The organism is Streptomyces rishiriensis (assembly GCF_003112535.1).
GTDB lineage: Bacteria > Actinomycetota > Actinomycetes > Streptomycetales > Streptomycetaceae > Streptomyces > Streptomyces rishiriensis.
Genome location: NZ_BEWA01000014.1, coordinates 1 through 25550, shown reverse-complemented (window position 1 = coordinate 25550; position 25550 = coordinate 1). Strand labels below are relative to the sequence as shown.

Below are 25550 nucleotides of genomic sequence, written 5' to 3'. Positions count from 1 at the left end.
GGCGGGCGCCGGGGAGACACAGGCCTCTCGAAGACCCGCAGTGATGCCGCCCGGCAGGAGTTCCCGGCGCCCTTGTCGGCGGCTGCGCCCGTCGTCAGCCCGCCGGCACGGCCTGTGGCGGGGACTCGGGCTCCGTGGCGGGGGCGGCGGGGCGGCGTTCGTTGCGCCAGGACGCCGCCAAGGCGAGCAGCGCCCCTCCCACGGCGTACGCGCCGAGCACCCAGAGCGCGGGTGAGACGGCGTGGCCCGAGAAGTAGACCGTGTTGCGGACCAGGGTCGTCCCGGCCCCCGGCGGAAGGAGCTGGCCGATCGCGCTCCAGAACGACGGGAGCAGCGGCGCCGGGTACACGCCGCCGGAACTCGGGTTGCCGAGCACCACGAAGAGCAGGATCACCAAGCCGGTGCCCAGGAGGCCGAGCAGGGTCTGCAGGGCGAGCGCGGTCGCCGCCGAGGCGAGGACGACCAGGGCGCCGATGCCGCTCAGGGCCCAGAAGTGACCGTCGAGCGCGTCGAACAACGGCCCCACGACGGCCGCTCCGGCGACGCCCGACACGGCCGCGTACAGCGCGAGCACGGCCAGGCGGATCACGGTGCGCCGGCGGTTGGCGGGACGGGAACCGGCCGCCATGCCCATGATCGTCGCGGTCAGGTAGCCGCCGATCACCCAGCCCAGCACCAGATAGAAGGAGGTCATGCCGCGCCCGTCCCCGGCGTTCGGGGGCCGGATGTCGGTGACGGTGATCTGCCGTTTCTGCGCCGCCTCGATCTTCTGCGCGATCTGGGTGGCGGTCTGCGACACCGACGGCCCGCCCGCGGAAGCGACCAGCAGGGTGTCCTTCGCGCCGGTGGCGTCGAAGAGGAAGGCGGCGTCCGCCTTCCTTGTGAGGACCCACTGCCGGGCCGCCGCGGCGTTCGGCGCCGCCGTCGCGTCGACCGGGGCGCCGGCGAGGGCGTCGAGCTGGGCGACGATTTTCGCGGACGCCTGCTGCGGCGCGACGACCGCGACCGGTATCCGGTGCGGTACGGGGGAGTGGAAGGCCCCGACGTAGGACACGACGAAGGCGAGCTGGACGAGCAGGCCCCCGAGTACGAGCCCGAAGGCCCGTAGCGTGACCGCGTCCTTGAACTCGGCGGCGAAACCGGGCGACTTGGCGTCACCCTCGGCTGAAGACACGCCCGAAGACGGGCTGGAAGGTGCGTTCACGGGCGAATGATCGCACAGACCGGTGAATGGGACGCTCCGCTTCGCTCGGCGCCGGCGGGGGCCCATGAGGAGCAAGACGTCGAGGGCGCCGGGGCGGAGGGCCGTTCACGGCGGCGGCTCCCGCCCTGCGAACAGGGGGGAGCCGACCGGATGCCCGAAAGTGTGTGACGTCAGCGCGTCACGCGTGGCGGTGCGAGTGCCGGTTGCCGGTGACGAGGCGGTAGAGGGCGAGGAGGATGAAGGAGCCGACGATCGCGGCGATCCAGGTGGAGAGGTCGAAGAACCCGTCGATGGAGTCGACGCCGAAGATCACCTTGCCGAGCCAGCCGCCGAGGAGACCGCCCGCGATGCCGATGAGCATGGTGATGATGATGCCGCCGGGGTCCTTGCCCGGCATCAAGGCCTTGGCGATGGCGCCGGCGAGCAGGCCGATGATGATCCACGCGATGATGCCCATGATGCGTCTCCGCTTCGTCTTGTAAGAACGGTGTTAGCTCTCGTGTGCACCATCCGCGCCCGTACAAACGTCTCTTTCGTTGAGTCGTTGACCGGACGGCGGAAGATTCCCCGGCCGCGCGGGGCGAACGGCCGTCATCCCGGCGCGTCGGTGGGACCGCGCAGCGCCTGGTACACGGACCAGGCCACGGCCACCAGCGGGACGGCGACCACGGCGCCGATGACCCCGGCCGCGACCGCTCCGCCGACGACGGCCAGCGCGACCACCACCGGGTGCAACCGGACCGCCCAGCTCATCACGAGGGGGTGCAGGAGGTGGCCCTCGATCTGGCCGATGACCACGATCAGGACCACGACCAGCAGGGCGATGAACACCCCCTTGGCCGCGAGGGCTACCACGGCCGCCACCGCCAGCGCGATCGGCGAGCCGATGAGGGGGATGAAGGCGGCCAGGAACTCCAGCAACGCGAGCGGGACGGCGAGCGGCACCCCGAGGACGAACAGGGCGACGCCCACGAGGAGCGCGTTGGTCGCCGCCACCAGCAGGATGCCGCGCGTGTATCCGGTGAAGGTCCGCCAGGCGGCCCGGCCCGCCACCGTGAAGCGCCGCCGTCCCGCGGCGGGGAGCTGATCGCACAGCCACTGCCACTGCCGGTCCCCGGAGTGCGTGAAGAAGACCGAGCAGAAGACGGACAGGGCGAACACGGTCAGCACCTCGACCAGCCGGCTCGCACCGCTGATCGCCGTGCTGAACAGGGCGGAGCGGTGGCTCGAGAGGAGGTCGCCGATCCGGGACTGGAGATCGTCGAACGCGTGCGGCGGGAGCCGGAAGGGAGGCCCTTCGAGCTGACGCTGGATCCGGTCGATGCCCGTCACGAACTCCTTCGCCAGCCCGCTGCGCTGACGTGCCGCGGACTCGCCCACCAGCGTCAGCACGCCCACGACCAGGACGACGCCGCCGACGAGCGCGGCGGCCACCGCGAGCGGACGGGGCATCAGCCGGGCGAGGAGGTCGGCCACGGGGCGCAGCACCGCGGTGATGACCAGGCCCAGGAAGACGGCGACGGCGATCTGGTGGAACTGCCCGAGCACCGAGAAGACGACCCGGACGACGATGCCGACGGCGATGATCCGCCACGCGTACGCGGCCGCCGTCCGCAGCGGCCCCGGCACGCGCGGATCCCCGCCGCTTCGGCGTCCGGGCGGCGAGGCGGGCTGATCCGGGGGTGTGGACACCCCATGCCCGTACCACCGGCCGGCGCTTCGATCGCGGGGGCGACGCGGAGTTCCCCCGAAGGCCGGTACCGGTCGGGTGAAGGCGGGCGGCCGTCCCGTGCGACGGACGAACGCCGGGGACGGCCAGGAGCCGTCCGCGGCGTTCGCCGGCGCCCGGCTCAGCGGGTGAGCAGGTCGAGGAGTTCGCTGCCCCGCTGCGTGCGACGGACCACGACGTGCTGACCCTGCCGACGGCGGTGGATGAGACCGGCGTTCTCGAGCCGGGCGCAGTGGTGGGACAGCGTGCCGGGCGCGTAGCCCAGCGCCGACGACAGGTTTCCCATGTGCGTGGCCGCGCTGGTCGCCCGGAGTATGGCGGCTCTCGCGTCGCCCAGGATGAGCTGCGCGGGATCCTGGCGGGCCGGCCGGGGCTCCGGCGGCCGGCCGGACCAGAGCGCGTCGAGGCCGGGCAGCGGGTAGCCCACCCAGACGGTGTCCGGCCCGTCGAAGGCGAACAGCGAGGCGTCGCTGCCGGAGGCGACGGGCACCAGGAGCAGCCGGCGGCCGAGGAGGGCGAAGTCCTCCGGGTGCTCGTCCGGCAGCTGCAGCACCGTGCCGTCCAGGCGGTAGCGCGGGCTCAGAGCGGACAGCGCCAGTTCGGGACGGCCGTACACCAGCGAGCCGCCCACGCGCTCGGCCTCCCGGCCCAGCGCTCCGCCCGCCGCCGTCCACACCGGTCGCACGGTCTTCCACGCACACCGCATGACCTGGGCATAGGCGTGCAGCCACTGCTTCGGGCGCTCGATCACGTGGCGCCACTGCGGCGGGACGTCGGCGCCGAAGTCGGCCTCCAGATCCGCCAGCAACGTGTCACCCGACAAGTCCTGCAGGTGTTCCAGGTGGTGGGCCGCGTCCTCGTAGGACATGGTGCCCGTCGGCGTCAGGCAGTCCGGGATCGCCGGGTGTTCGGGAGCGAAGAGCGGGCGCAGCGTTGCTTCGGCATGCGCCGGAGCGGCTGCGCGAACGGCCCTGCGCGCCGAGTGCGGGACCGCGTGCCGCCGTTCGCCGAACGTGTCCGCGACGAGCGAGAGCAGACTCGCCCCCGGGTGCGGGACGACATGGACGTGGAGATCGGAAAGAGTTCCCAGCTCCAGTTTTGAATAGGTGGTCATTTCTGTCCCCCGGTTCACGCCACGCGTCCCCGTCGCGCGCGGCTGTTCTCAGCTTACGCCTTGTCATGCGGCTCCCGCCCAAACGCTTTTCGAAGATCATCGAAAAGCTTGATCCGGCATCTCGTCGACCCGCAGAGTCGAGACATGCCGGATGCGGAGATAGCAGAATTCATTCGTCGGGCGGGATACGGGGAGTTCCTGCCGGACACCGTGGTGTCCTTCCCGGGACGCAACCAGAACGTCGCCGGTACGACGACCGGCGGGGCCGACGTGTTCGCCAAGCGGATACGTGGCACGGGCCAGGTCAGAGCGGGTCTGCGCCGGGCGGTGCGCTTCGAGCGGCTGGCCGCCGAGCAGCCTTTGAAGCATCTTCGCTGGCCGGCTCCGCTGGCCGGCGACCCGCATCGCGGTATCCATGTCACACGTTGGCTGAAAAACTGTCATACGGCAGCGGAAGAGGTCGCCGACGGTGCTTTCGGGCCCGAGCCGGCCCGCGAACTGGGATGCGCGCTCGGCGAACTGCATTCGATGTCCGCACCGGCCGAATTGCTGCCCCGGGAGTCATTGCCGCTGCCGAACCACCGCATCCTCTCCGCCCTGTCCGTGAGCCAGTATGTGGAGAGCAGCGCGGGATTGATCGCCTTATGGCGCATCGTCCAGCGGGACTCCGCGATGGCGGAGGCCGTGCGGCGTCTGAGGGAGGACGAGAGCTTCGCGGCGGCTGTCCCGATCCACGCCGATCTGAGGCTGGACCAGGTCCTCGTCGATCGGGGCGAGTTGCTCCTTTGCGACTGGGAGGAGTTCCGCCGCGGCGACGCCGCCCGTGACGTGGGCGCCGTGGTCGGCGAGTTCCTCTTCCGAAGCGTCGTGGGCATCGCCGACGAGGAGTTCCCGCCGGCCGACGGCGACACCGACGGCACACCTGACGCGGCGCGGGCCCACGAGGAGATCATGACCAGGGGAGTCGGGAGACTGGGAGCGGCGCTGCCCACGCTGACCGCGTTCGCCGACGGGTACCGGTCCGTGCGCACCGCCCCCGACCCGGGGCTCGCCGTACGCGCGGTCGCCTTCGCCGGATGGCACCTCTTCGACCGGGTGCTCGCCGCCGCCGCCTTCCGCTCCGACCTCTCACCGGTGCACCGGGCCGCGGCGGGAGTGGGACGCACGGCTCTGGTGACACCGGCCGCCTTCGTCGCCGTCCTCGGTCTGGAGGCGGTGTGACTCCCGGACTGGCCGAGATCGCCGAGGTGACCACGGTCCACGCGGACCGCCTGACGGCGCGTGTCGCGGCGGCCGAGATCCGCGCCGACACCCTGCGCGCACTGCGTGAGCGCCTCGCGGACACCCTCTACCGCACACTGCACCAGGGCGCGGGCGACACGGCGTCCCACCCGCGCGACCTGTCCGACGACGCCTTCGTCGAGGATCTGAAGCAGGCGGTCCCGCACTCCGTGTGCCGGGTTCCGGCCCGGCGGGCGGTCGCCGCCGTGCAGGGCGACGACGAGGTGACCGTCGTCCTGCACGGGGTACGGGTCGCCGTCCCTCGCGCGCTGGTGACCACCGGGTCGCCCGAGGACGCCCCGGCCGGCGCCGACGTCACCGTGGACCTGCCGCCGTGTCGCCCCGCTCTGTCCCCTGGCTTCCTGGCCGTGCTGGGCACGCGGCAACCGCGCGACCACGCCTCGCCGATGCTGCGGGTCTACCTGCACCTCGCCCGCTCCGAGGCGGCGTGCGCCGTCTGGGGGACGGCACTGCGCCTCCTGGAGGATCTCCGGGTCCCCTACCAGGCGAAGGTGCTCGCGCACCCGGCCCGGTATCCGCGCAAGGACGCGATGGTCGTCTACCTGGGCGGCCGCACCGGGACCGCCCTGGCCGCCCTGGCCGACATGGCCGCGAACACCCCGGGCGACGACCTGGCCCACCCCGTCTCCCCGTTCGCCCGCCGGATCGCTCCCGGCGTCGCGATCGCCTGGGAGCCGCACCCGGACACCCGGGCCGTCCGGCGGCTCAGCTTCGGCCAGCACCGCGCCCGCGCCTACGCCGACGGCCTCATCGAGCACTCCCAGCACGGCACACCGCTCGCGCAGGCCGTCGCCCGGGCCCTTCGCGCGGCGGGGGCCGACCCCGCTCGTCCGTACCGCAATCTCGACAGCCCGCCTGTCGCCCCATGACTCTCCGCCCCGCCGACGCCGGTCACGGTCGACGCGGGACGGAGGAACCAGAAGAAAACCCGGATGAACCGATGAAAACAGGAGGAATCATGAAGATCGAGAACCCCGCAGAGGCCCTGGTCGGCGGCTACCGCACCTACACCGACGGCGACCAGGTCGCCCAGGTGGCCGGCGCCGAGGGCCCGGAGGCCACGGCCTCCATCACGACCGCGACGCCGGTCATCACCACCACCACGCTGATCTTCGACTGCTGATTCCGGTCGAAGCGCCGCCCCGGAAGGCCCTGCACAGGGCCTTCCGGGGCCTCACCGAAAGGCCGTGAGGTGGCATCCCCGACAGACGAGCCCGCCGTCGTCTCCTACGGCACACGCGCGTCGACGACCCACGTCGTACGCCGTGGCCCGCATCTCTTCCACTGGCGCCGGACACCGGGCGAGAGCGCGGTCAGGGCAGCCGACCTGCCTCCGCTCCCCGTACTGCGGCTCCTCGGGGAACAGCCCGCCGGGAGCGCCGTCCGCTTCGCCGTGCCCCGCGCGGTGGAGCAGCCGTCGCGGCGCCCGGAGCCGCGTCCGGCGGAGCGGCGCGAACTGGTCTACGAACTTCCCGACAGCGTCAGCATCGGATGGCACCTGCTGGCCGGCGCCGCCGTGCCGCGGCAGTACACCGACGTCGTGCTGCGGGTCGGCGCAGCGGTCCGGACGCTCCATCACAGCCCGGCGCCCACCGCGCCGCACCGGCCCGTCCCGTGGCTCGGCGGCCTGCGCGACTGGCTGTCCGGCCGGCCCGACGCGCTCTCGGAGCGTCTCGTCCGCCGCATCGGCGGCGACCGCTGCGCGCGCCTCGCCCGGTGGGCCGAGGACGCGGCGGCCGTCACGGGCAGCGTCGTGCTGGGCACGCTGTCGCCCGGAGTGATCGTGGTGGACGGCCGCGATCGCACCGCGCACGTCCTGGTCGGCGCGGAGGCGGGGCACGGCGCACCCGAACTCGACCTCGGGGCCTTCGCGGAGGCGCTGTCCACCTCGGTCGACGTCGCCCTGGCGGGCGCGCACCACGGTCCCGACGAGCTCGACTACCCGTCTCTGTGGCAGGCCTTCGTCACGGGGTACGGCCCCGGCCGCCCCGGCGACGCGCCGGTGCGGCGCGCGGCGGTGCTCCGACGGGTCCACCGGCTGCGCTCCATGAGCAGCCACATCGGCGACAACGCCTTCCTCCAGGACCAGGTCGACCGGCTGCCCGAACTCATCGACCACGAGGGCCGGCCCCTCATCCCCGCACAAGGACACGGAGCGACTGCATGGGAACGCTGAACGGCCGGACGGCCATGGTCACCGGTGGCTCCCGCGGCGTCGGAAGGGCCGTGGTCGGGCGGCTGGCCGCCGAGGGCGCGGCGGTGGTGTTCGGGTACCACCGGGACACGGCAGCCGCCGAAGCCTGCGCGGCTCAGGTCCGCGGCGCGGGCGGGACGGCCCATGCCGTCCAGGCCGATCTCGCCGACCTCGGCGAGGTCCGGCGCCTCGTCGACACCGCGGACAGTCTGCTGCAGGGGCTGGACATCGTCGTCAACAACGCCGCCGAGCCCGAGCAGTTCGGCATCGCCGAGGCCACGCACAGCCACTACGACCGGCTCATGGCGGTGAACGCCAGAGCCCCCTTCTTCGTCATGCAGTACGCCCTGGGCGCGCTGCGGGACGGCGGTCGCATCATCAACGTCTCCAGCATCGCGGCCGCCATGGCGGCTCCCGGCGCCGCCGTGTACGCGGGCGGCAAGGCCGCCCTGGAACGGTTCACCACGACCGCCGCGCAGGAATTCGGCCCCCGGGGCATCACCGTCAACGCCGTCGCCCCCGGCACCGTGGACACCGACATGCTCCGCGATCTGCACGACGAACGCTCCCGCCAGGCCCTCGCGGCGGTGACGCCGCTGCGCCGCCTGGGCCGCGGATCCGACGTCGCCGGGGTCGTGGCGTTCCTGGCCGGCCCGGACGCGGCGTTCGTCACCGGGCAGGTCATCCCCGTCAACGGCGGCCTGCGCTGAGCCGAACCCGCCCCCTTGTCACATCCCCGTGCGGGCCCCGTCACAGGCCTTCGCCGAACGCCGTGCGGGCCGCGACCGCGCCCGGCCCGCCGTGGCACCATGCTGCCTCACGCTCCACGTCCAGGGGGGACACATCATGCGCACCCGCGCCACCATCGCCACCGCGGCGCTGCTCCTCGCCGCGCTCACCGCCTGCTCCTCGTCGTCCGCGTCCGACGGCGACGCCGCCCCGGCCGCCAACGACTCGGGCGCCCCGGCGGCCGAACCGACCGTCAGCGTCCCCGCCGCCCACCAGGGCGACGACCTCCAGGCCGCCGTCGCCGTCTACACCGCCGCCTACTTCGCCGGCGACGCGGACACCGCCTACAGCATGCTGTCCGCCCGCTGCGCGAAGAAGGTCGCCAAGGGCTCGTACGCCGACGTCGTCAAGCGGGCCTCGGCCGACTACGGAGACGACCACGCGGTGAGCGACGTGCAGGCGGAGGTGTCCGGCACGACGGGCCGCGCCACCTACAAGGTGACGGGACTGCCGAAGTTCGACCAGCGGTCGCAGCCGTGGACGCTGGAGGGCGACGCCTGGAAGTACGACGCCTGCTGACCCGGTACGACGCCTGCCGGACCGCGGGGTCAGCGGCGTGCGGTCTGCGCGGCGAAGGCGTCGAGCAGGGCGAAGGTCCGCTCCGGCTGTTCGAGATGGGGCAGGTGGCCCGCTTCCGGGACGGTGGCGAAGCGGGCGTCGGCGAACGAGGCCGCGTACTCCTTGCCGTACGCCGGGGTCGCGATGCCGTCGCTCTCGCCCCACACGACGAGGGTCGGGACGGTGACGTCCGCGAGCCGGGGGCGGAGCGTGGGGTCGCTCATGGCGGGGCCGCCGGAGAAGACGCGCAGGGCCGCCATGTTGGCCTGGATGCCGGCGATCCGCTCCGCCGGGAAGGTCGCCGGGTCCACGTAGAAGCGCTCGGAGTCGTGGTAGGCGTGCTCGGCGACGCCCCGCGCGTCGAGACTGAAGAAGTCCCGTACCGGTTCCCCGTCGACCTCGATGCCGACCGCGTTCACCAGGACGAGCCCGCTGATCAGGCCCTCCGTGTCGGCTGCGGCCAACTCGGCCCCGATCCAGCCGCCGAGGGAGGAGCCGACCACCAGGACGTCGGACAGCCGGCGTTCGCGCAGGAGGCGGAGGTAGCCGGCGGCGAGGCCGCCCACGGTCGTGAGGCCGGCGGGCCGGGGAGTGCCGTTCCAGCCCGGATGAGTGGGCAGCAGGGCGTGTGCGGTCGCTGCGAAGTGCTCGGCGATGGGGGCGACGGTGAAGGGACCGCCGCCGCCGTGCAGGACGAGGACGGGGCGGCCGGCGGCGGGGCCGGATTCAGTGAGCGTCAGTTCCGAAGTCATGACCCGACACTAACTAAGGATATTTAGATAAGCAAGTTTAGTCCGAGTGCTAACCTGGTGGACATGGCCGTTGAACCGCAGATCCTCGGAAGGGCCGTGAAGGCCGCCCAGCACCGTCAGCACCGGGCCCTCGACAGCCGTCTCGCGTCGATCGGCAGCACGCTCGCCCAGTGGGACGCCCTCAGGGCGATCGGCCGCACGCCGGGGGCCAGCGCGCGCCAGCTGGCGGCGGCGACGTTCCAGAGCGAGCAGGCGTTCGGCACGCTCGCGGGACGGCTGGTGGCACAGGGACTGGTGGACCGGCGTCCCGGACACGGCCGCCGCATCGAGCACCACCTCACCGCCGAGGGGGAGCGGGTGCTGCACGCGGGCCACGACGTGGCGGACTCGGTGCTCCGGGAGTGCTTCGAGGGCCTGACGGAGCCGGAGCGCCAGACGCTGCTGGGTCTGCTGCGCAAGATCGAGGACTCGCGGCCCGAAGCCCCGGCGGGCTGACCGCGCGCCTGGGCCCGGGATGACGGGCCGGCGCGCCGCGGGGACGCCGTCGACCGGCCAGGACGGGCAGATCAGGTGACGTTGCGGAGATCCGGGGAAGAAGTTGCGGCAGCCGATGGGAGGTTGTCGTGGAGGGTGGAGATCTGGAACTGGGCGAATTGCTGGCCGCCGCGGAGGCGGCCCCGCCCGGTGAGTCCGTCGACGTCGTGGCGCACGATCTGCAGAAGCGGTTCGGCGCCGAACGCGTGTCCTTTCTGTTCGCCGATCTCGTCGGCCGGCGGCTGGTGCGGCTGGCCGCGGCCGGTGACGACGTCGCCGACGATGCCGGGCCGGTCGACCTCAGGGGCAGCGTCTACGAGGAGGTCCTGCGCAGCCAGCGCCAGCACGTCGAGGACGACGGCCAGGGCGGACAGTGCGTCATCACGCCGGTCACCAACCGCGGTGACCGCATCGGCGTGCTGGAGGTGACCCTGCAGTCGGTGCACGACACCGTGCTGCGGCAGGTCCGTGACGCGGCCCACGCGCTGGCGTACATCATCGTCACCGACCGCCGCTTCACCGATCTGTACCACCTGGGCCGCCGCACCACCGAGACGAGCCTGGCCGCGGAGATCCAGCACCAGTTGCTGCCCTCGGCCTCTTGCTGCGAGGCGGAACAGTTCACGCTCGCCGCCGGGCTGATCCCCGCCGACGACATCGGCGGCGACACCTACGACTACACCCTCGACCGCGACACCCTGCACCTGTCCATCACCGACGCCATGGGCCACGACACGAACTCGGCCCTGCTGGCCACCCTGTTGGTCGGCGCGCTGCGGCGAGCCCGCCGCAGCGGCTGTGACGCGCTCAAGCAGGCCCAGCACGCCCACCAGGCCCTGCTGAGCCACAGTCGCGGCCTGGCCACCGGGCAGTTGTTCTGCGTCGATCTGGACACCGGCCTGTGCAACCTGGTCAACGCCGGTCACCCCTGGCCGCTGCGGCTGCGCGACGGCGTCGTCGAGGAGGTCAGACTCGCCGTCAACCTGCCGTTCGGCGTGGCGGCGCCCACCGCCTACCGCGTACAGGAACTGCAACTGCTCCCCGGCGACCGGCTGATCCTGCTCACCGACGGCATGCAGGAGCGCGGCGCCGCGGCCGCCGACCTGGCCTCGATCGTCCACGACACGCGCGCGCTGCATCCGCGCGAAGCCGTCCAGAGTCTGACCGCCGCCGTGATCGAGGCCTGCCACGGCAGCCTCAGGGACGACGCCACGGTCGTGATACTGGACTGGCACGGCAACCGTCGCAGACCCGACGGAACCGGACCGGATCCGAGACGGTGACCGCGAGCGCGCCGCACGGGCGGGCCCGCCGAGGACCGTCACCCGCGCAGGGCCTCCTCGACGGTGGGACGGCAGGGGATGAGCATGTCGATGCCGACCAGATGCAGCACACGCGAGACAGGCGCCCGCGCGCCGGCGATGCGCAGCCACCCCTGAGCGTCGCTCGCCCGCTGGTGGGCGGCGAGCAGGAGGTTGATCCCGCTGGAGTCCATGAAGGTCACCCCGCTGAGATCCGCCACGATCCGGGGCGGCGTCGCGCCGTCCTCGGAGATCAGCGCCCGGCCGAGGACATCCGTGACGTCGTGGTCGATCTCGCCGCGCACCCGCACGACCCGGACGCCGTCCACCACTTCGGGCCGGACGGAGAGCCGTTCCGGCCGGTCCATTTGCTGGTTGTCGGTCACTGTCCCCTCGACTGCGCTTAGGCTGGCCCCCGGAAAACGGGCGTGCGCGGAATTCTGCCCCGATGCCACGGCGGCATGCACCCGGGCGACTGCGCTGAACAACACCCCTGGCATGAACGACGCCGTTGTGGGTACCGGCGCACGTGAACGGGGGAGTGAGGGCGAACGCGTGGAAACCCATGCCGAGGACGACGGCTGCAGCGGTCCGGACGAGTACCTGATGCGGGCCGGCTACGCACTGGGAGCGGACGACGGCTGCATCGCCGACGCCCGCCACCACGCCGTGGCCTTCCTCGACCGCGCCCGCTCCGAGCTTCGCCTCCCGCTGCCGGCACGTGTGAGGGACCTCACGCAGCTGGTGGTCAGCGAGCTCGTCACCAACGCCCGCAAGTACGCCCCCGGACCCGTGCTGATGGAACTGCGCATCACCGCAGGCCGGGTGGACGTCGTCGTATGGGACAGCGACCCCACGGTTCCCGCGGCCCGGGCCGCCAACCCCGGACGCATCGGCCAGCACGGCCTGGAGATCGTCAAGGCCGTCGCCGAGGACCTCTTCGTCGAGCAGGAGGCGGTCGGCAAGCGCATCACGGCACGCATCGCCCTGGCCGAGGCGCCCGGCAGCGGCGCCCCGGCGGCCCGCGCCCTGACGTAGCGCCGCGGCCACTACGTCAGCCGGAGCCGGAGCCGGAGCCGGAGCCTGAGCGCCAGGCGCGGGGCATTCCGCGTCACCCAGGCGCTGCCCAGCCCGACGGCGGCGCCGGCGACGGCATCGGTCGGGTAGTGGGCGCCGCTCTGCACCCGCTCGACGGCGACCAGCGCGGCCGGGATCGCGCACAACGCGCCGGCCAGCGGCAGGGAGGGAGCGACCGCCGCCGTGAAGGCGACGGCGGCGGCGGTGTGCCCGGAAGGGAAGGACGACGACTCGGGCCGGTCCTCCACCTCGTCGTGCGGGATCCACTCCTTGGGCGGCCGGGGCCGGTCGGCGAGCTGCTTGCACAGCCCGTTGGCCGCGAACTGCGCGACGGCGAGCGCCGTCAGTCCCGTGGCGGCGGCCTTCCGCCCCCGCCACCCGCCGCACGTCGCCATCAGCACGGCGGCGCCGCACCACAGCTTCGAGCTCTCCGCGCTCTCCTCCACAGCCGACAGCACCTTGCCGAAACCGGGCGGAATACGGGAGGCCGCCCGCCGCGTCAGCTGCCCGTCCGCTTCCCGCAGGGTTCTCGTCACGCTCATGATCTGCGGGTAACCCTGACGACGCGATGTCACACCGGCGAAAGGGCTCGCGCCCTCCCGTACCGGCTGTCGCCGACCGAAGTGGGAGGAGCGTCCGACCGGTTGCGCGGCCGAGCCTGACGTCTCCGGTGTCCTTGTGTCGACGTCACGTGTCCCCGCATCACGGGTCTGCGGCCTCCTGGGTCGATGAGGCGCTCGCCCCGGCTGGTTGACGGCCCTTCTGGTCGGCGGGCGCGCCGTTCCGCTTCGTCACGATCATCAGGGCCACCAGACCGGACAGCGACGCCGCGTCCTCGCCCGCCCGGTCGTCCGTGTGCGCCGAGGCGACGCGCAGCACGCCCAGCCGCTCGGTGCCGTCCATCAGCGGCAGCCACCACTGCGACCCGTCCGGCGCCGCGGCGATGACCTGCCCGTACTGGTAGGAGCGTCCGGGCACGGTGCCCTCCACGCGCAGCTCCCGCTCGTGGCACGCGCCGGAGAGGCCCTCGCCCGTCACCAGCCGCAGCACCTGCCCCCGCAGATCCCCGAGATAGATCAGAACCTCCGGGAACCCGGCGTCGGCGGCGCGCTCCGCCACCGCGCCGGGCAGCTCCTCCATGGACATCAGATGGCCGGCGGCGATCAGATCGCCGAGCATCCGGCGCCCGCCCGCGTCCCGCCCGTGGTCGGTCACATGCTCACCCCAGCTCGTCGGCGTGGTGCCCTCCGGGTACCCGCCTGCGGACTCCGACCGCAGCACCGGCCCGCGTTTCCTCGGCCCGACCTCAGGAGGCGGCAGACCGTCCCAGCGTGACGGGAACTGAACAGCTCCCGCGTCCGACCCGTAAGGAGGAGGCGGGTTCAAACCACGGGGTACGGGGGCGGCGGTGAGCGTGCGCAGGCGCGGGGAGAGGTCCCCCGCAGGCATGACACCATCTGCCGACATGAGTGCGTCCATGGCGGTGCGGAGCCTGCGCGCGGCCGTGTTCGCCGTTCTCTGCGTGCTGCTCGCTGCGGGCGGCCACGCGCTGGCCACCGGTGTGGCGCCCGCGGCGTGGGTGCAGCTCGTCGGGGCGGTGCCGGTCTTCGCCGGTGCGTGTCTGCTGGGCGGCCGGGAGCGGTCCCTCGTCGGCATCGGCGCGGGGACGCTGGGGTCGCAGGGCGCGCTGCACCTCGCGTTCCACGCCGTCCGGCCGCACTCCGCGATGGTCATGCCCGGTATGCGGATGTCTCCTTCCTCCGTGCACGCCCTCGGCCCGCACGCCCTGAGTGCCCATGCCGTGGGTCCGCACGCGCTGACCCCGCACGCCACCGCCGCCCACGTCGTCGCCGCCCTGGCGCTGACCTGGTGGCTGCGGCGCGGTGAGGCCGCGCTGTGGTCGCTGCTGCGGTGGGCGGTCGCCTTCGTGCCGGGGCTCGCCGCGTGGTGGCGCCTGGTCAGGGGTTTCCGTGGCGGGCCGGGGACGTCCGGTCGGGTGCGTTTCGCGACCGACGGGACGCGCCCGCTGCGCACGGCGAGGCTGCGGCACGCCGTGCACCGACGGGGACCGCCGGCGAGGACGTCGTACGCGATCTGACATCAGACGTCCCCCGTCCCTCGTCCTCAGTACGGAGACCTACTCAGTCATGTCCACGGCTCGCACCACACCCATGCGCCGCACCACCCCCCTGCGCCACTCCACCACCCTGCGCCGTGCCGGCGCCGTCGTCGCCGTCGCCGCCGTCGCGGTGCTCGCCGCGGCCGGCGCCGCCTCCGCGCACGTCACCGTGCACCCGGAGAGCTACGCCAAGGGCGCCACGGACGGCGTGCTGACCTTCCGCGTCCCCAACGAGGACAGCGCGGCCGCCACCACGAAGGTGCAGGTCTTCCTGCCGACCGACCACCCCGTGCTCGGCGTGCTCGTCTCGCCGCGGGACGGCTGGACCGCCAAGGTCACGAACACGAAGCTCAAGACGCCGGTCAAGACGGACGACGGCACCATCACCGACGCCGTCTCCGAGATCACCTGGACCGGCGGGAAGATCGGCGCCGGGCAGTTCGAGGACTTCGACGTGGCCTTCGGTCAGCTGCCCGACAACGTCGACGAACTCGCCTTCAAGACCCTGCAGACGTACTCCGACGGCAAGACCGTCCGCTGGATCGAGGAGGCGGAGTCGGGCGGCGAGGAGCCGGAGAACCCGGCCCCGGTGCTCGAACTCACCGCGAAGGCCGCCAAGGGGACGACGGAGGGCGCGACGGAGGGGACGACGCAGAACGGCGCTGCCGCCCCGGCTGCCTCGGCGGGCACGAAGAGCTCCGGCAGCTCCACGGCCACCGCGTCCGCCGACGACTCGACCGCCCGCGGGCTCGGTGTCGCCGGACTGGTGGTGGGCGTGCTGGGACTGGCGGCCGCGGCCTTCGCCGTCGTCCGCGGCCGCTCCGCCGGATCCCGGCCGGAGTAGTCCGGTCGTCCGCCCTGCCGTCGGACACCTGACGGCAGGGCGGACCGCTCTCCTCCGCACCTCCGCTCCTCCGGAGGCCGGGGCTGCCGGGGCGGCACCGGGTACCCGAGCGCCACCGCCGGGGGAGCCTGTGTCCTGGATCACTCCCCGCGAAGTGAGTGAGGGGAGTGGGTGCCGCGCGTACCCACCCGTGACGGGCGGTGGCCGGATGCGAGGATGAGGCGGTCATGACTGCTGGGCGGGGTGCGCGCACGGTACGGGCCGCGGTGTTCGCGGCCGTCTGTGTGCTGCTCGCCGCCCTGGGGCACGTCCTGATGTCGGGCTCCACCGTGCCGTGGTGGACGATGTCCGCCGGTTTCGCCGCCACGAGCGCCGTCGGCTGGACCCTTGCGGGCCGTGAGCGCGGGCTCCCGACGGTCGTGTCCGTCGTGGTCGCCGCACAGGGGGCGCTTCACTCGGCCTTCTCCTGGAGCGGGTCGCCGGCGCCCGGCACGGGCCTCCCGGCGCAGAGCATGAACGGCATGTCCACGGGCTCGATGCCCATGGACGCGATGCCCATGGACGCGGTGGACCGGGGCCTCATGGGCTCGATGAGTTCCATGGGGTCCGGAGGCTCCATGGGTTCCGGGGGCTCCATGGACATGGGGCAGGCAGCGCACCTCGTGCCTGCCGGGCACCTCGGCCACATGGCCCACGGCGGCGGCATGTCGTCGTCCGGCATGCTCGCCGCCCACACGCTGGCCGCCCTGCTGACCGGTCTGTGGCTGGCGTACGGCGAGCGGGCCGCGTTCCGTCTTCTCCGGGCCGTCGCCGGATGGCTGGCCGCTCCGCTGCGGCTGCCCCTCGCCGCTGTGACCGTGCCGGCGCGCCGGCACGGGCTGCGGCCGACGCGCGAACGCGCCGGCCGGCTCCCCCGGCTGACGCTCACGCACACGATCATCTCTCGGGGCCCTCCGGCCGGGACCGCTGTCATCTGAGACAGCCGGTTTCCCGAAGCCGCTCTTCCGGCGCCGCACAGGTCGGCTCCAAGGCTTCGGGCGCGGGACGTGCACGGCGCACGCCCCTCCCACTCCCGTCCCGGGACCCTCCGCGACGGCGCCTCTCACGCCCGGCGTGCACTTCGGGTCCGGCGTGTCGGGCAGCCGCTCGCGTGCATGCCGCGCCGCGCGGGCTCGGTCCCGGACCATCCGAGAAGGACATCAGGTGATCACTCCTGTCCTCCCCCTGCCGTCCGAGAAGCACGCCCCGGGGTGTGTGACGGCGGACCGGCGCGACGCGACGACGCCGACCGACGATCCGGCGACCGCCTGGGCCCTGGCGGCTCGCACCGGCGACCCCGACGCGGTCGACCGCTTCGTGCGCGCACTGCATCCGGACGTCGTCCGCTACGTCACCTACCTCTCCGCCGACCGCCAGCTGGCCGACGACCTCGCCCAGGACACGTTCCTGCGGGCGCTCGGCAGCCTGCACCGGTTCGAGGGGCGCTCTTCCGCCCGGACCTGGCTGCTGTCCATCGCACGCCGCACGGTCGTCGACAGCCTGCGGTACGCCGCCGTCCGCCCGCGGCCGGCCGACGTGGACGACTGGACGTCCTGGGCGGAGCGTGCCCAGCCCGGTGGTCTGCCCGGATTCGACGACGGCGTGGCGCTGCTCGATCTGCTGGACGCGCTGCCGGCCGAGCGCCGCGAGGCGTTCGTCCTCACCCAGTTGACGGGGCTGCCCTATGAGGAGGCGGCGGAAGCCAGCGGCTGCCCGGTCGGGACGATCCGCTCACGGGTCGCACGGGCCCGCGCGGCCCTCGTCGTGCTGCTCGACGAGGCCGAGGGACTCGGCGCTCCGGGCACCGCCGCCTGAGGAGACGAGCGCCGGCGCCCCTTTGAGCGGGGCCGCCGGCGCTCTTCGCTGCGGTACAGGTCAGCGCCTCTCGAGGAGCGCCTTCTCCGGTGCCGCTCCACGGCGTCGTTCGGGCATCCGCGCCTTCCGGTGGACGGTGGCCTTCACCGCCGTCGCCGTCCCGCTGTGCCTGACGCCGCCCGGACGCCCAGGGCCCCTGACGTCCTCTGCCGACTGAGCGGAGCTGCGACCTGCGGTGACAGCGCCCCGGACGAGCGGTGCCGGGGGTCTGCCGGGGCTGTCGTCGGTGGTCTGCCGGGACTGTCGGTCCGATGTCGGCGACCTGTCGGCGGGCTCTGGAACCTTGCAGGAGATCCCGCCGGCGTCCGTCCGGCGGGCGGGCGACCCGTGAGGAATCACCATGACCACTGACGTCACCATCGTCGGCGCCGGACTCGGAGGGCTGATCCTCGCCCGCGTCCTGCACGTCCACGGCATCGCGGCCACCGTCTACGAGGCGGAGACCTCACCGACGGCCCGTGCGCAGGGCGGGATGCTCGACATCCACGACCACAACGGTCAGCTCGCTCTGCGGGCAGCGGGCCTCACGGACCGCTTCCGCAGCCTCGTCCTGCCCGGCCGCCAGGCCCTGCGCCTCCTCGACCGCGACGGAACCGTCCTGTTCGAGGAGCCCGACGACGGCACCGGCGGACGCCCCGAGGTGCAGCGCGGCGAGTTGCGGCGGATGCTGCTCGACTCCCTCCCGGCGGGCGCCGTCCGGTGGGGCCGCAAGGCGACCGGCGTGCGTTCCCTCGGCGAGGGGCACCACGAGGTGACCTTCGCCGACGGCGCCACCGCCGTGACGAGTCTGCTGGTCGGCGCGGACGGCGCGTGGTCGCGCGTCCGCCCGCTGCTCTCCACCGCCACACCCCGGTACTTCGGCCGGTCGTTCGTGGAGACCTACCTGTTCGACTGCGACACGCGGCACCCTGCCGCCGCGAAGGCCGTCGGCGGGGGATCGATGCTCGCGCTCGCCCCCGGCAAGGGGATCCAGGCCCACCGCGAGAGCGGCGGCACCCTGCACACCTATGTGGCGCTCACCGAACCGCAGGACTGGTTCGCGGCCGTCGACTTCACCGACCCCGCCGCGGCGATCGCACGCATCGCGCAGGAGTTCGACGGCTGGGCGCCGGAGCTCACCGCGCTGATCACCGACAGCGACACCCCGCCCGTCCTGCGGCCCCTCAACGCGCTGCCCGCCGGGCACCGCTGGGACCGGGTGCCCGGGGCGACCCTGCTGGGCGACGCCGCCCACGTCTCGGCCCCCGACGGCGAAGGCGCCAATCTGGCCATGTACGACGGCGCCGAACTCGGCGAGGCCATCGCCGCCCACCCCGACGACGTCGAGGCGGCGCTCACCGCCTACGAGCGGGCCATGTTCCGCCGGAGCGCCGAGACCGCCGCCGACGGCGCCCGCCTGCACGAGCTCATGTTCGGCGCCGACGCACCGCACGGCCTGATCACCGCGTTCACCGGAGACGAACAGACCGCGTGAGCGGGGGGCGTGGGGGGGAGTGCAGGGCGGTGACCTGGGCCGTGCGGGCGGCCCGGCGAACTTCTTGACCATTTCATGAGCCGTTCGGGTGGCGGCGAGGTGCATGGGAAACGGCTGGCGGGCAAGGTGCGAAAGGTGACACGCGTCGGAATCGTTCTGTTGACATTGCTCGTCGCTCTCGTGGCCGTGGCGGCGGCGGTCGGGATCTCGCTCTACTGGCTGTTCGCCGCGGTCCCGCTGCTGCTTCTGGGGCTCCTGGGAGCCTGGGACCTGCTGCAGCGCCGCCACTCGGTGCTGCGCAACTATCCCGTCCTGGGACATGCCCGCTACCTCATGGAGCGGATCCGCCCGGAACTCCAGCAGTACTTCATCGAGCGGAACTACGACGGCCGCCCCTTCGACCGGGATGTGCGCAGCATCGTCTACGAACGGGCGAAGGGCACCGCCGCCGAGGAGCCGTACGGCACCGAACGTGATGTGTACCTGCCGGGCTACGAGTTCCTGGTGCCGTCGATGGCGCCGCGGGAGGTGCCGAAGACGCCGCCGCGCGTGCACATCGGCGGCCCCGACTGCACACGCCCCTACGACATGGCCCTGCTCAACGTGTCGGCCATGAGCTTCGGCTCGCTGTCGGCCAACGCGATCCTCGCGCTCAACGGCGGCGCCGCGGCCGGAGGCTTCGCCCATGACACCGGAGAGGGCGGGCTCTCCGAGTACCACCTGCGTCCCGGGGGCGACATCGTCTGGGAGATCGGCACCGGGTACTTCGGCTGCCGCACCCGGGACGGCGACTTCGACCCGTCGGAGTTCGCCGACAAGGCCGCGCACGACCACGTCAAGTGCGTGTCGCTGAAGCTGTCGCAGGGCGCCAAGCCGGGGATCGGAGGGGTCCTGCCGGGAGCGAAGGTCAACGCCGAGATCGCCCGGGTCCGGGACGTGCCCCAAGGGCAGACGGTCGTCTCGCCGCCCTACCACAAGGTCTTCTCCACCCCGCGCGAACTCGTCCGCTTCATCGCTCACATGCGGGAGCTCGCCGACGGCAAGCCGACCGGGTTCAAGCTGTGCGTCGGGTCGCGCCGGCAGTTCCTCGCCGTGTGCAAGGCCATGCTGGAAGAGGGCGTCACTCCCGACTTCATCATCGTGGACGGCGCCGAGGGCGGCACCGGCGCGGCGCCGCTGGAGTTCGCCGACCACGTCGGCACCCCGCTCACCGAAGGACTCCTCACGGTGCACAACGCCCTGGTCGGAACGGGCCTGCGGGACCTGATCAAGGTCGGCGCGAGCGGGAAGATCGCCACCGGCACCGATCTGGTCAAACGCCTGGTCCAGGGCGCCGACTACGGCAACGCCGCGCGAGCGATGATGTTCGCCGTCGGCTGCATCCAGGCCCAGCGATGCCACACGAACACCTGCCCCACCGGCGTCACGACCCAGGACCCCCGGCGCGCCCGCGCCCTGGACGTCCGCGACAAGACGCCCCGCGTCCACCGCTTCCAGGAAGCGACGGTGGCCAGCGCCCTGCAGATCATGGCGTCCATGGGCGTCACCGATCCGGCCCAGCTGCGTCCGCACATGCTCCGACGACGCATCGACCCCTACACCGAACGCTCCTACGCGGAGCTGTACGAGTGGCTCGAGCCGGGGCAGCTGCTCGCCGAGCCTCCTCTGTCCTGGGCGGCCGACTGGAAGACCGCCGACCCTGACCGATTCACCGTCTGAACTGGAGCACCAAGTGGCCCGTACCGTTGCCCGTGTCATCGTGGACGCACTGAGCGAACTCGGCGTACGCCAGGTCTTCGGCGTCGTGGGAGACGCGCTCAACCCCGTGACCGACGCCATCCGCACCACCGAGGGCCTGGAGTGGGTGAGCTGTCGACACGAGGAGGCGGCCGCGTTCGCCGCGAGCGCCCAGTCGCAGCTCAGCGACACGCTCGGCGTCTGCATGGGCACCGTCGGACCCGGTTCCGTCCACCTGCTCAACGGGCTGTACGACGCGGCGAAGAGCCGTACCCCGGTGCTGGCGATCGCCGGCCAGGTGCCCCTCGCGGAACTGGGCAGCGACTACTTCCAGGAGGTCGACAACGACGCCCTCTTCAGCGACGTGGCCGTCTTCCGCGCCACCATCACCTCCCCCGACCAGCTGCCGCAGATGCTGGAGACGGCGGTGCGCAACGCCCTGGGCCGCAAGGGGGTCGCCGTCCTGACCGTGCCCGGCGACCTGGGGGATCAGGAACTGACCGCCGACCGCCCGGCCCGCTTCTCCCTGAACCCGCCCCTGAGCCGCCCCGACGAGGCCGCCGTGGGCAGGGCCGTGGAACTCCTCGACAGCGCCGAACGGGTCACGCTGCTCGTCGGACAGGGCGCGCGCGGCGCGCGCGCGGACGTGCTCGCGCTGGCCGACCGCCTGGCCGCGCCGATGGTGCTCACCCTGAAGGCCAAGGCGGGCTTCGAGGGCGACGCCAACCCCTTCCAGGTCGGTCAGACGGGCCTGATCGGCAACCCGGCGGCCGCATCGGCGCTCAAGGACGCGGACACCCTTCTGCTGCTCGGCACCGACTTCCCCTACCGGGACTGGTATCCGGAGGGCCGGACGGTCATCCAGGTGGACACGGAGGCCGCGCACATCGGGCGCCGGGTGCCCGTGGAGGTCGGGCTCGTCGGCGACACCGGAGCGACGGTGCGGGACATCCTGGCCCGGCTCGACGCCGCGCCCGCCGGGACCGGGGGCGCGCGCGACCGCTCGCACCTGGAGAAGGCCCGCGAACGCTTCGACAAGTGGCGCGCCGGACAGGCCCGGCTGGCCGACCCGTCGCACGACAAGGGCCTTGTGGGCCGCGTCCGCTCCGCTCTGGACAACCGCGGTCACGACATCCGCCCGGAGGCCCTGGCCGCCCTCGTCGACCGGGTCGCCGACGACGACGCCGTCTTCACCTCCGACACGGGCATGGCCACGGTATGGCTCTCCCGCTTCGTCGAGATGCGCGGTGGACGGCGGCTGATCGGCTCCTACAACCTCGGCTCCATGGCCAACGCCATGCCCCAGGCCCTGGGCGCCCAGTGCCTGGACCGTGAGCGCCAGGTCGTGGCGTTCTGCGGCGACGGCGGGCTCAGCATGCTCCTCGGCGACCTGATGACGCTCAAGACGCACCGCCTCCCCGTCAAGCTCGTCGTCTTCGACAACCGCCGCCTCGGCATGGTGAAGCTGGAGCAGGAACAGGCCGGTCTCCCCGAGTTCGGCACCGTGCTGGACAACCCCGACTTCGCGGCCGTCGCCGAGGCCATGGGCATCAAGGGCATCCGGGTGACCGACGCGGCCCACCTGGAGGACGCCGTGCGCCGGGCCTTCGACACCCCCGGCCCCGTGCTCCTGGACGTCCTCACCAACCCCGACGAGATCGCCGTCCCGGCCAAGCCGACCGTGGAGCAGGGCTGGGGATTCGCCGTCGCCAAGGTGAAGGAAGTCGTGCGCAGCCAGGGAGACGGCAGCGACGACTGAGAGGGCGGGGGAGCGGACCGCGGCCCCGGCACGGCGCGGGAACGCAGGCCGGCATCGCATGCTCCGGAGCCCCTGCTCCAGGCCGCCTGCTCCAGGGCCCCGGAAATCCGTTCGCAAGACGCAGGCATGTACGCCGGAACGCGGGGTAAGCGCGTCCTTGCCGGAGCAGTGACCGGCGAGAACGATGCTGATCGACAGGGAGGGGCACATCATGTTGACGACGACCGCGCCGGCTGCTGGGCGGACCGTGGAGGTTCCGGAGATCGCGGATCCTTCCAAGGTGGCGCCGAAGGACGCGCGGGAGTTGTCGAAGGTGTTCTTCGACCAGCTCACGGTGCTGGAGGAGGGGACGCCCGAATACCAGTACGCCCGCAACACGCTGATCGAGATGAACATGTCCCTGGTCCGCTACGCCGCCGGCCGCTTCCGCAGCCGCGGACCGGAGGAGATGGAGGACATCGTCCAGGTCGGCATGATCGGCCTGATCAAGGCGATCGACCGGTTCGAGCTCACCCGCGAGGTCGAGTTCACCTCCTTCGCCGTGCCGTACATCGTGGGCGAGATCAAGCGGTTCTTCCGCGACACCTCCTGGGCCGTGCACGTGCCGCGCCGGCTGCAGGAAGCGCGCGTCCAGCTGGCCCGCGCCAACGAGGAACTGCGCAGCCGACTGGGCCGGACGCCGACCACCAGGGAACTCTCCGAGCTGATGAGCCTGCCGGAGGAGGAGGTCGTCGACGCGCAGCTGGCCTCCAACGGCTACCGGTCCGCCTCCCTGGACGCGGCGATCAGCGGCAACGAGGACGGCGAGGCCGCGTTGGCGGACTTCATCGGCGACGAGGACGCCGCTCTGGGGCTGGTCGAGGACTTCCACGCCCTCGCGCCGATGATCGCCGAACTCGACGAGCGGGACCGCCAGATCATTCACTGGCGCTTCGTGGAGGAGCTGACCCAGAAGGAGATCGGTGAGCGTCTGGGCGTCTCCCAGATGCACGTCTCCCGCCTGATCACCCGCATGCTGACCCGCCTGCGGGAAGGAATGCTCACCACCCAGTGACGGACCGCGACGCCGCCGCTCCAAGGCGTGGCGACCGCGTATCGCCGGGACGGACTGCCCCCGTCGGCGACGGATCGACCGATCCGTCGCCGACGGGGGCAGTCGTCGTGCTCGGGGTGGGGTGTCAGGGCAACTCCCTTACCCGTCTTGGCCCTTCACCGACTTCTACAGTGATGTAGATTTCAGGTCCGGGCCGCGACGGCCCGGACCTGTCGCATCGACGAAGGAGTTCACCGTGGGAGTTTCCCTGTCCAAGGGCGGCAACGTATCGCTCAACAAGGAGGCGCCCGGCCTGACGGCAGTTCTCGTCGGCCTGGGCTGGGACGTGCGCACCACGACGGGCACCGACTACGACCTCGACGCCTCGGCCCTGCTCCTGGACACGTCCGGCAAGGTCCTGTCCGACCGGCACTTCGTCTTCTACAACAACCTGACCAGCCCCGACGGTTCGGTCGAGCACACCGGCGACAACCTGACCGGTGAGGGCGAGGGCGACGACGAGTCCGTCAAGGTGAACCTCGCGGCCGTGCCCGCCGAGGTCGACCGGATCGTCTTCCCGGTGTCCATCCACGACGCCGAGAGCCGCGGCCAGAGCTTCGGCCAGGTCCGCAACGCCTTCATCCGGGTCGTCAACCAGGCCGGTGGGGCCGAGATCGCCCGCTACGACCTGTCCGAGGACGCCTCGACGGAGACGGCCATGGTGTTCGGCGAGCTCTACCGCAACGGCGGCGAGTGGAAGTTCCGCGCAGTCGGCCAGGGGTACGCCTCCGGACTGGCGGGCATCGCCGCGGACTTCGGCGTCAACGTCTGACCCGACCTCGCTCGCGTCCGGGCCGCGAGCGCCGGGACGGCGACGGCCCGCGGGCCGTCGCCGTGTGTTCGGGGGCGGGGCGGGTCAGCGCTTGGTGTACAGGAGACCGAGTTTGTCCAGCTCGTCGGCGGCGCGGCCGTGGAATCCGGCGAGCTGCCATCCCGAGGGCGCGGTGCGCGTCACGCAGTCGGAGGTGACGGTCCCGCCGGCCAGGCTGCGGCCGAGGCTGGTGGTGAACTTGGCGTAGAAGATCCGGGTCAGGCCGTCCTTCTGGCCTTGGCAGAGCTGCGCGGAGGTGACGTACTCCCCGCTGCCGAGGGTCAGGGTGGACGCGGTCCCGCCGGCGCCGCCGTGGGCGAGGACCTGACCGTTGGCGAGGGTCAGGCCGACGCCGTCGACGCGGGCGCCGCTGCGCAGCGTGAGGCTGACAGGGCGGGCCCCGGCCGGTACGGCGTCGATGTCGTTGTAGTAGTCGCCGTGGGGGCCGCCGAACTGGTCGCTGAGCTGGTAGTCGGGGTTGCGGGTCCAGGTGAAGCCGACGGTGACGGGGTCGTGGTCGGAGAGCATGAGGCCGGTGTCGGTGAGGAACTTGGCGTGCTCGTTGTTGTAGGCGGTGGCGTCGAGGGTGACGAGTCTGCTGCCGCGGTAGAGGACTTTGTCGACGACTTCGCAGGTGTTGGGGACGGTGGGGCCGCTCTGGTCGCAGACGAGGGCGTCGGCGCCCTTGGCGGGCGGGGTGCCGCCGCGGACGAGTTCGACCCAGGCGTCGGTGAGGCCGTTGGCGGCGCCGAACTCGGCGATGGTGTCGCCGCTGCGGGTGTAGCGGGTGTTGGTGTCGCCCATGACGACGACGGCGTTGCCGGCGGAGTGGCTTTTGATGAAGGCGGTGAGCTGGTTGAGGTTGTCGGCGCGGGAGGCGAGGTCGCCGGGGTTGGTGCCGGCGTTGGTGTGCAGGTTGTAGAAGTCGACGTAGACGCCTTCGGCGAGGCGTTCGCGGAGGAAGGTGAAGCCCTTGGGGGTGAGGCAGTCGCCGGAGTCGATCTGGCAGGAGTTCCAGTGGACGCGCTCGAAGTCGTCGGCGTCGTAGGGGAGTTTGGAGAGGGTGTTGAGGCCGCTGCCGATGCCTGCGCCGCCGCTGGTGGGGGTGCGGTAGGGGTGTGCGGTGTCGCCGGCGTAGAGGTAGGAGTGGTAGTTGAAGTCCTCCTCCACGTGCACGATGTCGTACGGGGCGATGCGTTGGCCGATGGCCGTGGTGCTGGTGTCGCGCGGCGTCGAGGCGCTGGA

At 72.5% G+C, this 25550-nt stretch carries 27 protein-coding genes; 18 read left to right on the top strand and 9 right to left on the bottom strand.

The genetic code is table 11. From position 1 onward, the window contains the following. Positions 1-94 precede the first annotated feature (94 nt). The 4 genes from Sri02f_RS24775 to Sri02f_RS24760 all read right to left on the bottom strand — a co-directional run bounded on the left by Sri02f_RS24775 (position 95) and on the right by Sri02f_RS24760 (position 4047). Entirely contained in the window at positions 95-1174 is a 1080-nt protein-coding gene (locus tag Sri02f_RS24775; RefSeq protein ID WP_245970778.1) for an ABC-2 transporter permease, read from the bottom strand. Positions 1175-1382: 208 nt separating this feature from the next. Continuing rightward, complete coding sequence (locus Sri02f_RS24770) at positions 1383-1661, bottom strand: GlsB/YeaQ/YmgE family stress response membrane protein (RefSeq protein WP_069773456.1); 279 nt, start codon at positions 1659-1661, stop codon at positions 1383-1385. A gap of 134 nt (positions 1662-1795) precedes the next feature. After that, on the bottom strand, positions 1796-2833 hold the full coding sequence (locus Sri02f_RS24765; protein ID WP_245970777.1) for an AI-2E family transporter: 1038 nt from the start codon (positions 2831-2833) through the stop codon (positions 1796-1798). Between the two features lie 221 nt (positions 2834-3054). Further along, entirely contained in the window at positions 3055-4047 is a 993-nt protein-coding gene (locus tag Sri02f_RS24760; RefSeq protein ID WP_109003512.1) for an ArsR/SmtB family transcription factor, read from the bottom strand. A gap of 144 nt (positions 4048-4191) precedes the next feature. On the opposite strand from Sri02f_RS24760, the gene lxmK reads away from it, so the two are divergent. The 6 genes from lxmK (at position 4192) to Sri02f_RS24735 (ending at position 8851) form a co-directional block, all read left to right on the top strand. Further along, positions 4192-5268, top strand: a complete 1077-nt coding sequence (lxmK, locus tag Sri02f_RS24755; RefSeq protein ID WP_159106779.1) for a class V lanthionine synthetase subunit LxmK — start codon at positions 4192-4194, stop codon at positions 5266-5268. Beyond that, entirely contained in the window at positions 5265-6218 is a 954-nt protein-coding gene (locus tag Sri02f_RS24750) for a T3SS effector HopA1 family protein (RefSeq protein WP_109003510.1), read from the top strand. The genes lxmK and Sri02f_RS24750 overlap by 4 nt, the downstream gene beginning before the upstream one ends. Positions 6219-6307: 89 nt before the next feature. Beyond that, complete coding sequence (locus Sri02f_RS41350; protein ID WP_159106778.1) at positions 6308-6472, top strand: hypothetical protein; 165 nt, start codon at positions 6308-6310, stop codon at positions 6470-6472. 69 nt (positions 6473-6541) lie between these two features. Beyond that, positions 6542-7525 (top strand): hypothetical protein, encoded by a 984-nt coding sequence (locus Sri02f_RS24745; RefSeq protein WP_109003509.1) that lies wholly within the window; start codon positions 6542-6544, stop codon positions 7523-7525. Continuing rightward, positions 7513-8253 (top strand): SDR family oxidoreductase, encoded by a 741-nt coding sequence (locus Sri02f_RS24740; protein WP_109003508.1) that lies wholly within the window; start codon positions 7513-7515, stop codon positions 8251-8253. Before Sri02f_RS24745 ends, Sri02f_RS24740 begins: the two co-directional genes overlap by 13 nt. Positions 8254-8389: 136 nt before the next feature. Continuing rightward, the gene (locus tag Sri02f_RS24735) at positions 8390-8851 is read left to right on the top strand and encodes a hypothetical protein (RefSeq protein ID WP_109003507.1); all 462 of its coding nucleotides are present in this window, start codon (positions 8390-8392) and stop codon (positions 8849-8851) included. A 29-nt stretch (positions 8852-8880) separates the two neighbouring features. Here the strand turns inward: Sri02f_RS24735 and Sri02f_RS24730 are convergent, their stop codons facing one another. Then, positions 8881-9642 (bottom strand): alpha/beta fold hydrolase, encoded by a 762-nt coding sequence (locus tag Sri02f_RS24730; protein WP_109003506.1) that lies wholly within the window; start codon positions 9640-9642, stop codon positions 8881-8883. 63 nt (positions 9643-9705) lie between these two features. Between Sri02f_RS24730 and Sri02f_RS24725 the strand changes: the two genes are divergently transcribed. Both Sri02f_RS24725 and Sri02f_RS24720 read left to right on the top strand, forming a co-directional pair. Beyond that, positions 9706-10137: a MarR family winged helix-turn-helix transcriptional regulator gene (locus Sri02f_RS24725; RefSeq protein WP_109003505.1), complete on the top strand. Its 432-nt coding sequence runs from the start codon at positions 9706-9708 to the stop codon at positions 10135-10137. A gap of 128 nt (positions 10138-10265) precedes the next feature. After that, on the top strand, positions 10266-11459 hold the full coding sequence (locus Sri02f_RS24720) for a PP2C family protein-serine/threonine phosphatase (protein ID WP_109003504.1): 1194 nt from the start codon (positions 10266-10268) through the stop codon (positions 11457-11459). Positions 11460-11497: 38 nt separating this feature from the next. Here the strand turns inward: Sri02f_RS24720 and Sri02f_RS24715 are convergent, their stop codons facing one another. Further along, positions 11498-11845: an STAS domain-containing protein gene (locus tag Sri02f_RS24715; RefSeq protein ID WP_109003503.1), complete on the bottom strand. Its 348-nt coding sequence runs from the start codon at positions 11843-11845 to the stop codon at positions 11498-11500. A gap of 187 nt (positions 11846-12032) precedes the next feature. On the opposite strand from Sri02f_RS24715, the gene Sri02f_RS24710 reads away from it, so the two are divergent. Beyond that, positions 12033-12515 (top strand): ATP-binding protein, encoded by a 483-nt coding sequence (locus tag Sri02f_RS24710; RefSeq protein WP_109003502.1) that lies wholly within the window; start codon positions 12033-12035, stop codon positions 12513-12515. An 11-nt stretch (positions 12516-12526) separates the two neighbouring features. Here Sri02f_RS24710 and Sri02f_RS24705 read toward each other — a convergent pair whose 3' ends face one another. After that, the gene (locus Sri02f_RS24705) at positions 12527-13096 is read right to left on the bottom strand and encodes a phosphatase PAP2 family protein (protein ID WP_109003501.1); all 570 of its coding nucleotides are present in this window, start codon (positions 13094-13096) and stop codon (positions 12527-12529) included. Positions 13097-13256: 160 nt separating this feature from the next. Then, positions 13257-13835 carry a hypothetical protein gene (locus Sri02f_RS24700; RefSeq protein ID WP_109003500.1) on the bottom strand — a complete coding sequence of 193 codons (579 nt, stop codon included), beginning with the start codon at positions 13833-13835 and terminating at the stop codon, positions 13257-13259. 184 nt (positions 13836-14019) lie between these two features. On the opposite strand from Sri02f_RS24700, the gene Sri02f_RS24695 reads away from it, so the two are divergent. The 9 genes from Sri02f_RS24695 (at position 14020) to Sri02f_RS24655 (ending at position 24266) form a co-directional block, all read left to right on the top strand. Next, positions 14020-14652, top strand: coding sequence for a hypothetical protein (locus Sri02f_RS24695; RefSeq protein WP_167467610.1), 633 nt, complete (start codon positions 14020-14022; stop codon positions 14650-14652). Between the two features lie 49 nt (positions 14653-14701). Continuing rightward, entirely contained in the window at positions 14702-15517 is an 816-nt protein-coding gene (locus Sri02f_RS24690; RefSeq protein WP_109003499.1) for a YcnI family protein, read from the top strand. Positions 15518-15744: 227 nt separating this feature from the next. Continuing rightward, positions 15745-16494 carry a hypothetical protein gene (locus Sri02f_RS24685; RefSeq protein WP_109003498.1) on the top strand — a complete coding sequence of 250 codons (750 nt, stop codon included), beginning with the start codon at positions 15745-15747 and terminating at the stop codon, positions 16492-16494. 226 nt (positions 16495-16720) lie between these two features. Further along, entirely contained in the window at positions 16721-17371 is a 651-nt protein-coding gene (locus tag Sri02f_RS24680; protein ID WP_174855698.1) for a sigma-70 family RNA polymerase sigma factor, read from the top strand. 400 nt (positions 17372-17771) lie between these two features. After that, positions 17772-18905 (top strand): FAD-dependent oxidoreductase, encoded by a 1134-nt coding sequence (locus tag Sri02f_RS24675; protein WP_109003497.1) that lies wholly within the window; start codon positions 17772-17774, stop codon positions 18903-18905. Positions 18906-19040: 135 nt separating this feature from the next. After that, positions 19041-20624: an FMN-binding glutamate synthase family protein gene (locus Sri02f_RS24670; protein WP_167467609.1), complete on the top strand. Its 1584-nt coding sequence runs from the start codon at positions 19041-19043 to the stop codon at positions 20622-20624. Between the two features lie 13 nt (positions 20625-20637). After that, positions 20638-22401: a thiamine pyrophosphate-dependent enzyme gene (locus tag Sri02f_RS24665; protein WP_109003495.1), complete on the top strand. Its 1764-nt coding sequence runs from the start codon at positions 20638-20640 to the stop codon at positions 22399-22401. 211 nt (positions 22402-22612) lie between these two features. Then, positions 22613-23455, top strand: a complete 843-nt coding sequence (locus tag Sri02f_RS24660) for an RNA polymerase sigma factor SigF (RefSeq protein ID WP_069773476.1) — start codon at positions 22613-22615, stop codon at positions 23453-23455. A 235-nt stretch (positions 23456-23690) separates the two neighbouring features. Next, positions 23691-24266, top strand: coding sequence for a TerD family protein (locus Sri02f_RS24655; protein WP_109003494.1), 576 nt, complete (start codon positions 23691-23693; stop codon positions 24264-24266). Positions 24267-24350: 84 nt separating this feature from the next. Here Sri02f_RS24655 and Sri02f_RS24650 read toward each other — a convergent pair. Beyond that, on the bottom strand, positions 24351-25550 hold a 1200-nt coding region (locus Sri02f_RS24650), incomplete at its 5' end, for a jacalin-like lectin (RefSeq protein WP_109003493.1).

What these genes read in the sequence shown, in the direction of transcription:
- Sri02f_RS24770 (WP_069773456.1), bottom strand. Translation starts at nt 1,661, where the DNA reads ATGGGCATCATCGCGTGGATCATCATCGGCCTGCTCGCCGGCGCCATC.
- Sri02f_RS24760 (WP_109003512.1), bottom strand. Translation starts at nt 4,047, where the DNA reads ATGACCACCTATTCAAAACTGGAGCTGGGAACTCTTTCCGATCTCCAC.
- lxmK (WP_159106779.1), top strand. Translation starts at nt 4,192, where the DNA reads ATGCCGGATGCGGAGATAGCAGAATTCATTCGTCGGGCGGGATACGGG.
- Sri02f_RS41350 (WP_159106778.1), top strand. Translation starts at nt 6,308, where the DNA reads ATGAAGATCGAGAACCCCGCAGAGGCCCTGGTCGGCGGCTACCGCACC.
- Sri02f_RS24740 (WP_109003508.1), top strand. Translation starts at nt 7,513, where the DNA reads ATGGGAACGCTGAACGGCCGGACGGCCATGGTCACCGGTGGCTCCCGC.
- Sri02f_RS24735 (WP_109003507.1), top strand. Translation starts at nt 8,390, where the DNA reads ATGCGCACCCGCGCCACCATCGCCACCGCGGCGCTGCTCCTCGCCGCG.
- Sri02f_RS24730 (WP_109003506.1), bottom strand. Translation starts at nt 9,642, where the DNA reads ATGACTTCGGAACTGACGCTCACTGAATCCGGCCCCGCCGCCGGCCGC.
- Sri02f_RS24725 (WP_109003505.1), top strand. Translation starts at nt 9,706, where the DNA reads ATGGCCGTTGAACCGCAGATCCTCGGAAGGGCCGTGAAGGCCGCCCAG.
- Sri02f_RS24715 (WP_109003503.1), bottom strand. Translation starts at nt 11,845, where the DNA reads ATGGACCGGCCGGAACGGCTCTCCGTCCGGCCCGAAGTGGTGGACGGC.
- Sri02f_RS24705 (WP_109003501.1), bottom strand. Translation starts at nt 13,096, where the DNA reads ATGAGCGTGACGAGAACCCTGCGGGAAGCGGACGGGCAGCTGACGCGG.
- Sri02f_RS24695 (WP_167467610.1), top strand. Translation starts at nt 14,020, where the DNA reads ATGAGTGCGTCCATGGCGGTGCGGAGCCTGCGCGCGGCCGTGTTCGCC.
- Sri02f_RS24690 (WP_109003499.1), top strand. Translation starts at nt 14,702, where the DNA reads ATGTCCACGGCTCGCACCACACCCATGCGCCGCACCACCCCCCTGCGC.
- Sri02f_RS24685 (WP_109003498.1), top strand. Translation starts at nt 15,745, where the DNA reads ATGACTGCTGGGCGGGGTGCGCGCACGGTACGGGCCGCGGTGTTCGCG.
- Sri02f_RS24675 (WP_109003497.1), top strand. Translation starts at nt 17,772, where the DNA reads ATGACCACTGACGTCACCATCGTCGGCGCCGGACTCGGAGGGCTGATC.
- Sri02f_RS24660 (WP_069773476.1), top strand. Translation starts at nt 22,613, where the DNA reads ATGTTGACGACGACCGCGCCGGCTGCTGGGCGGACCGTGGAGGTTCCG.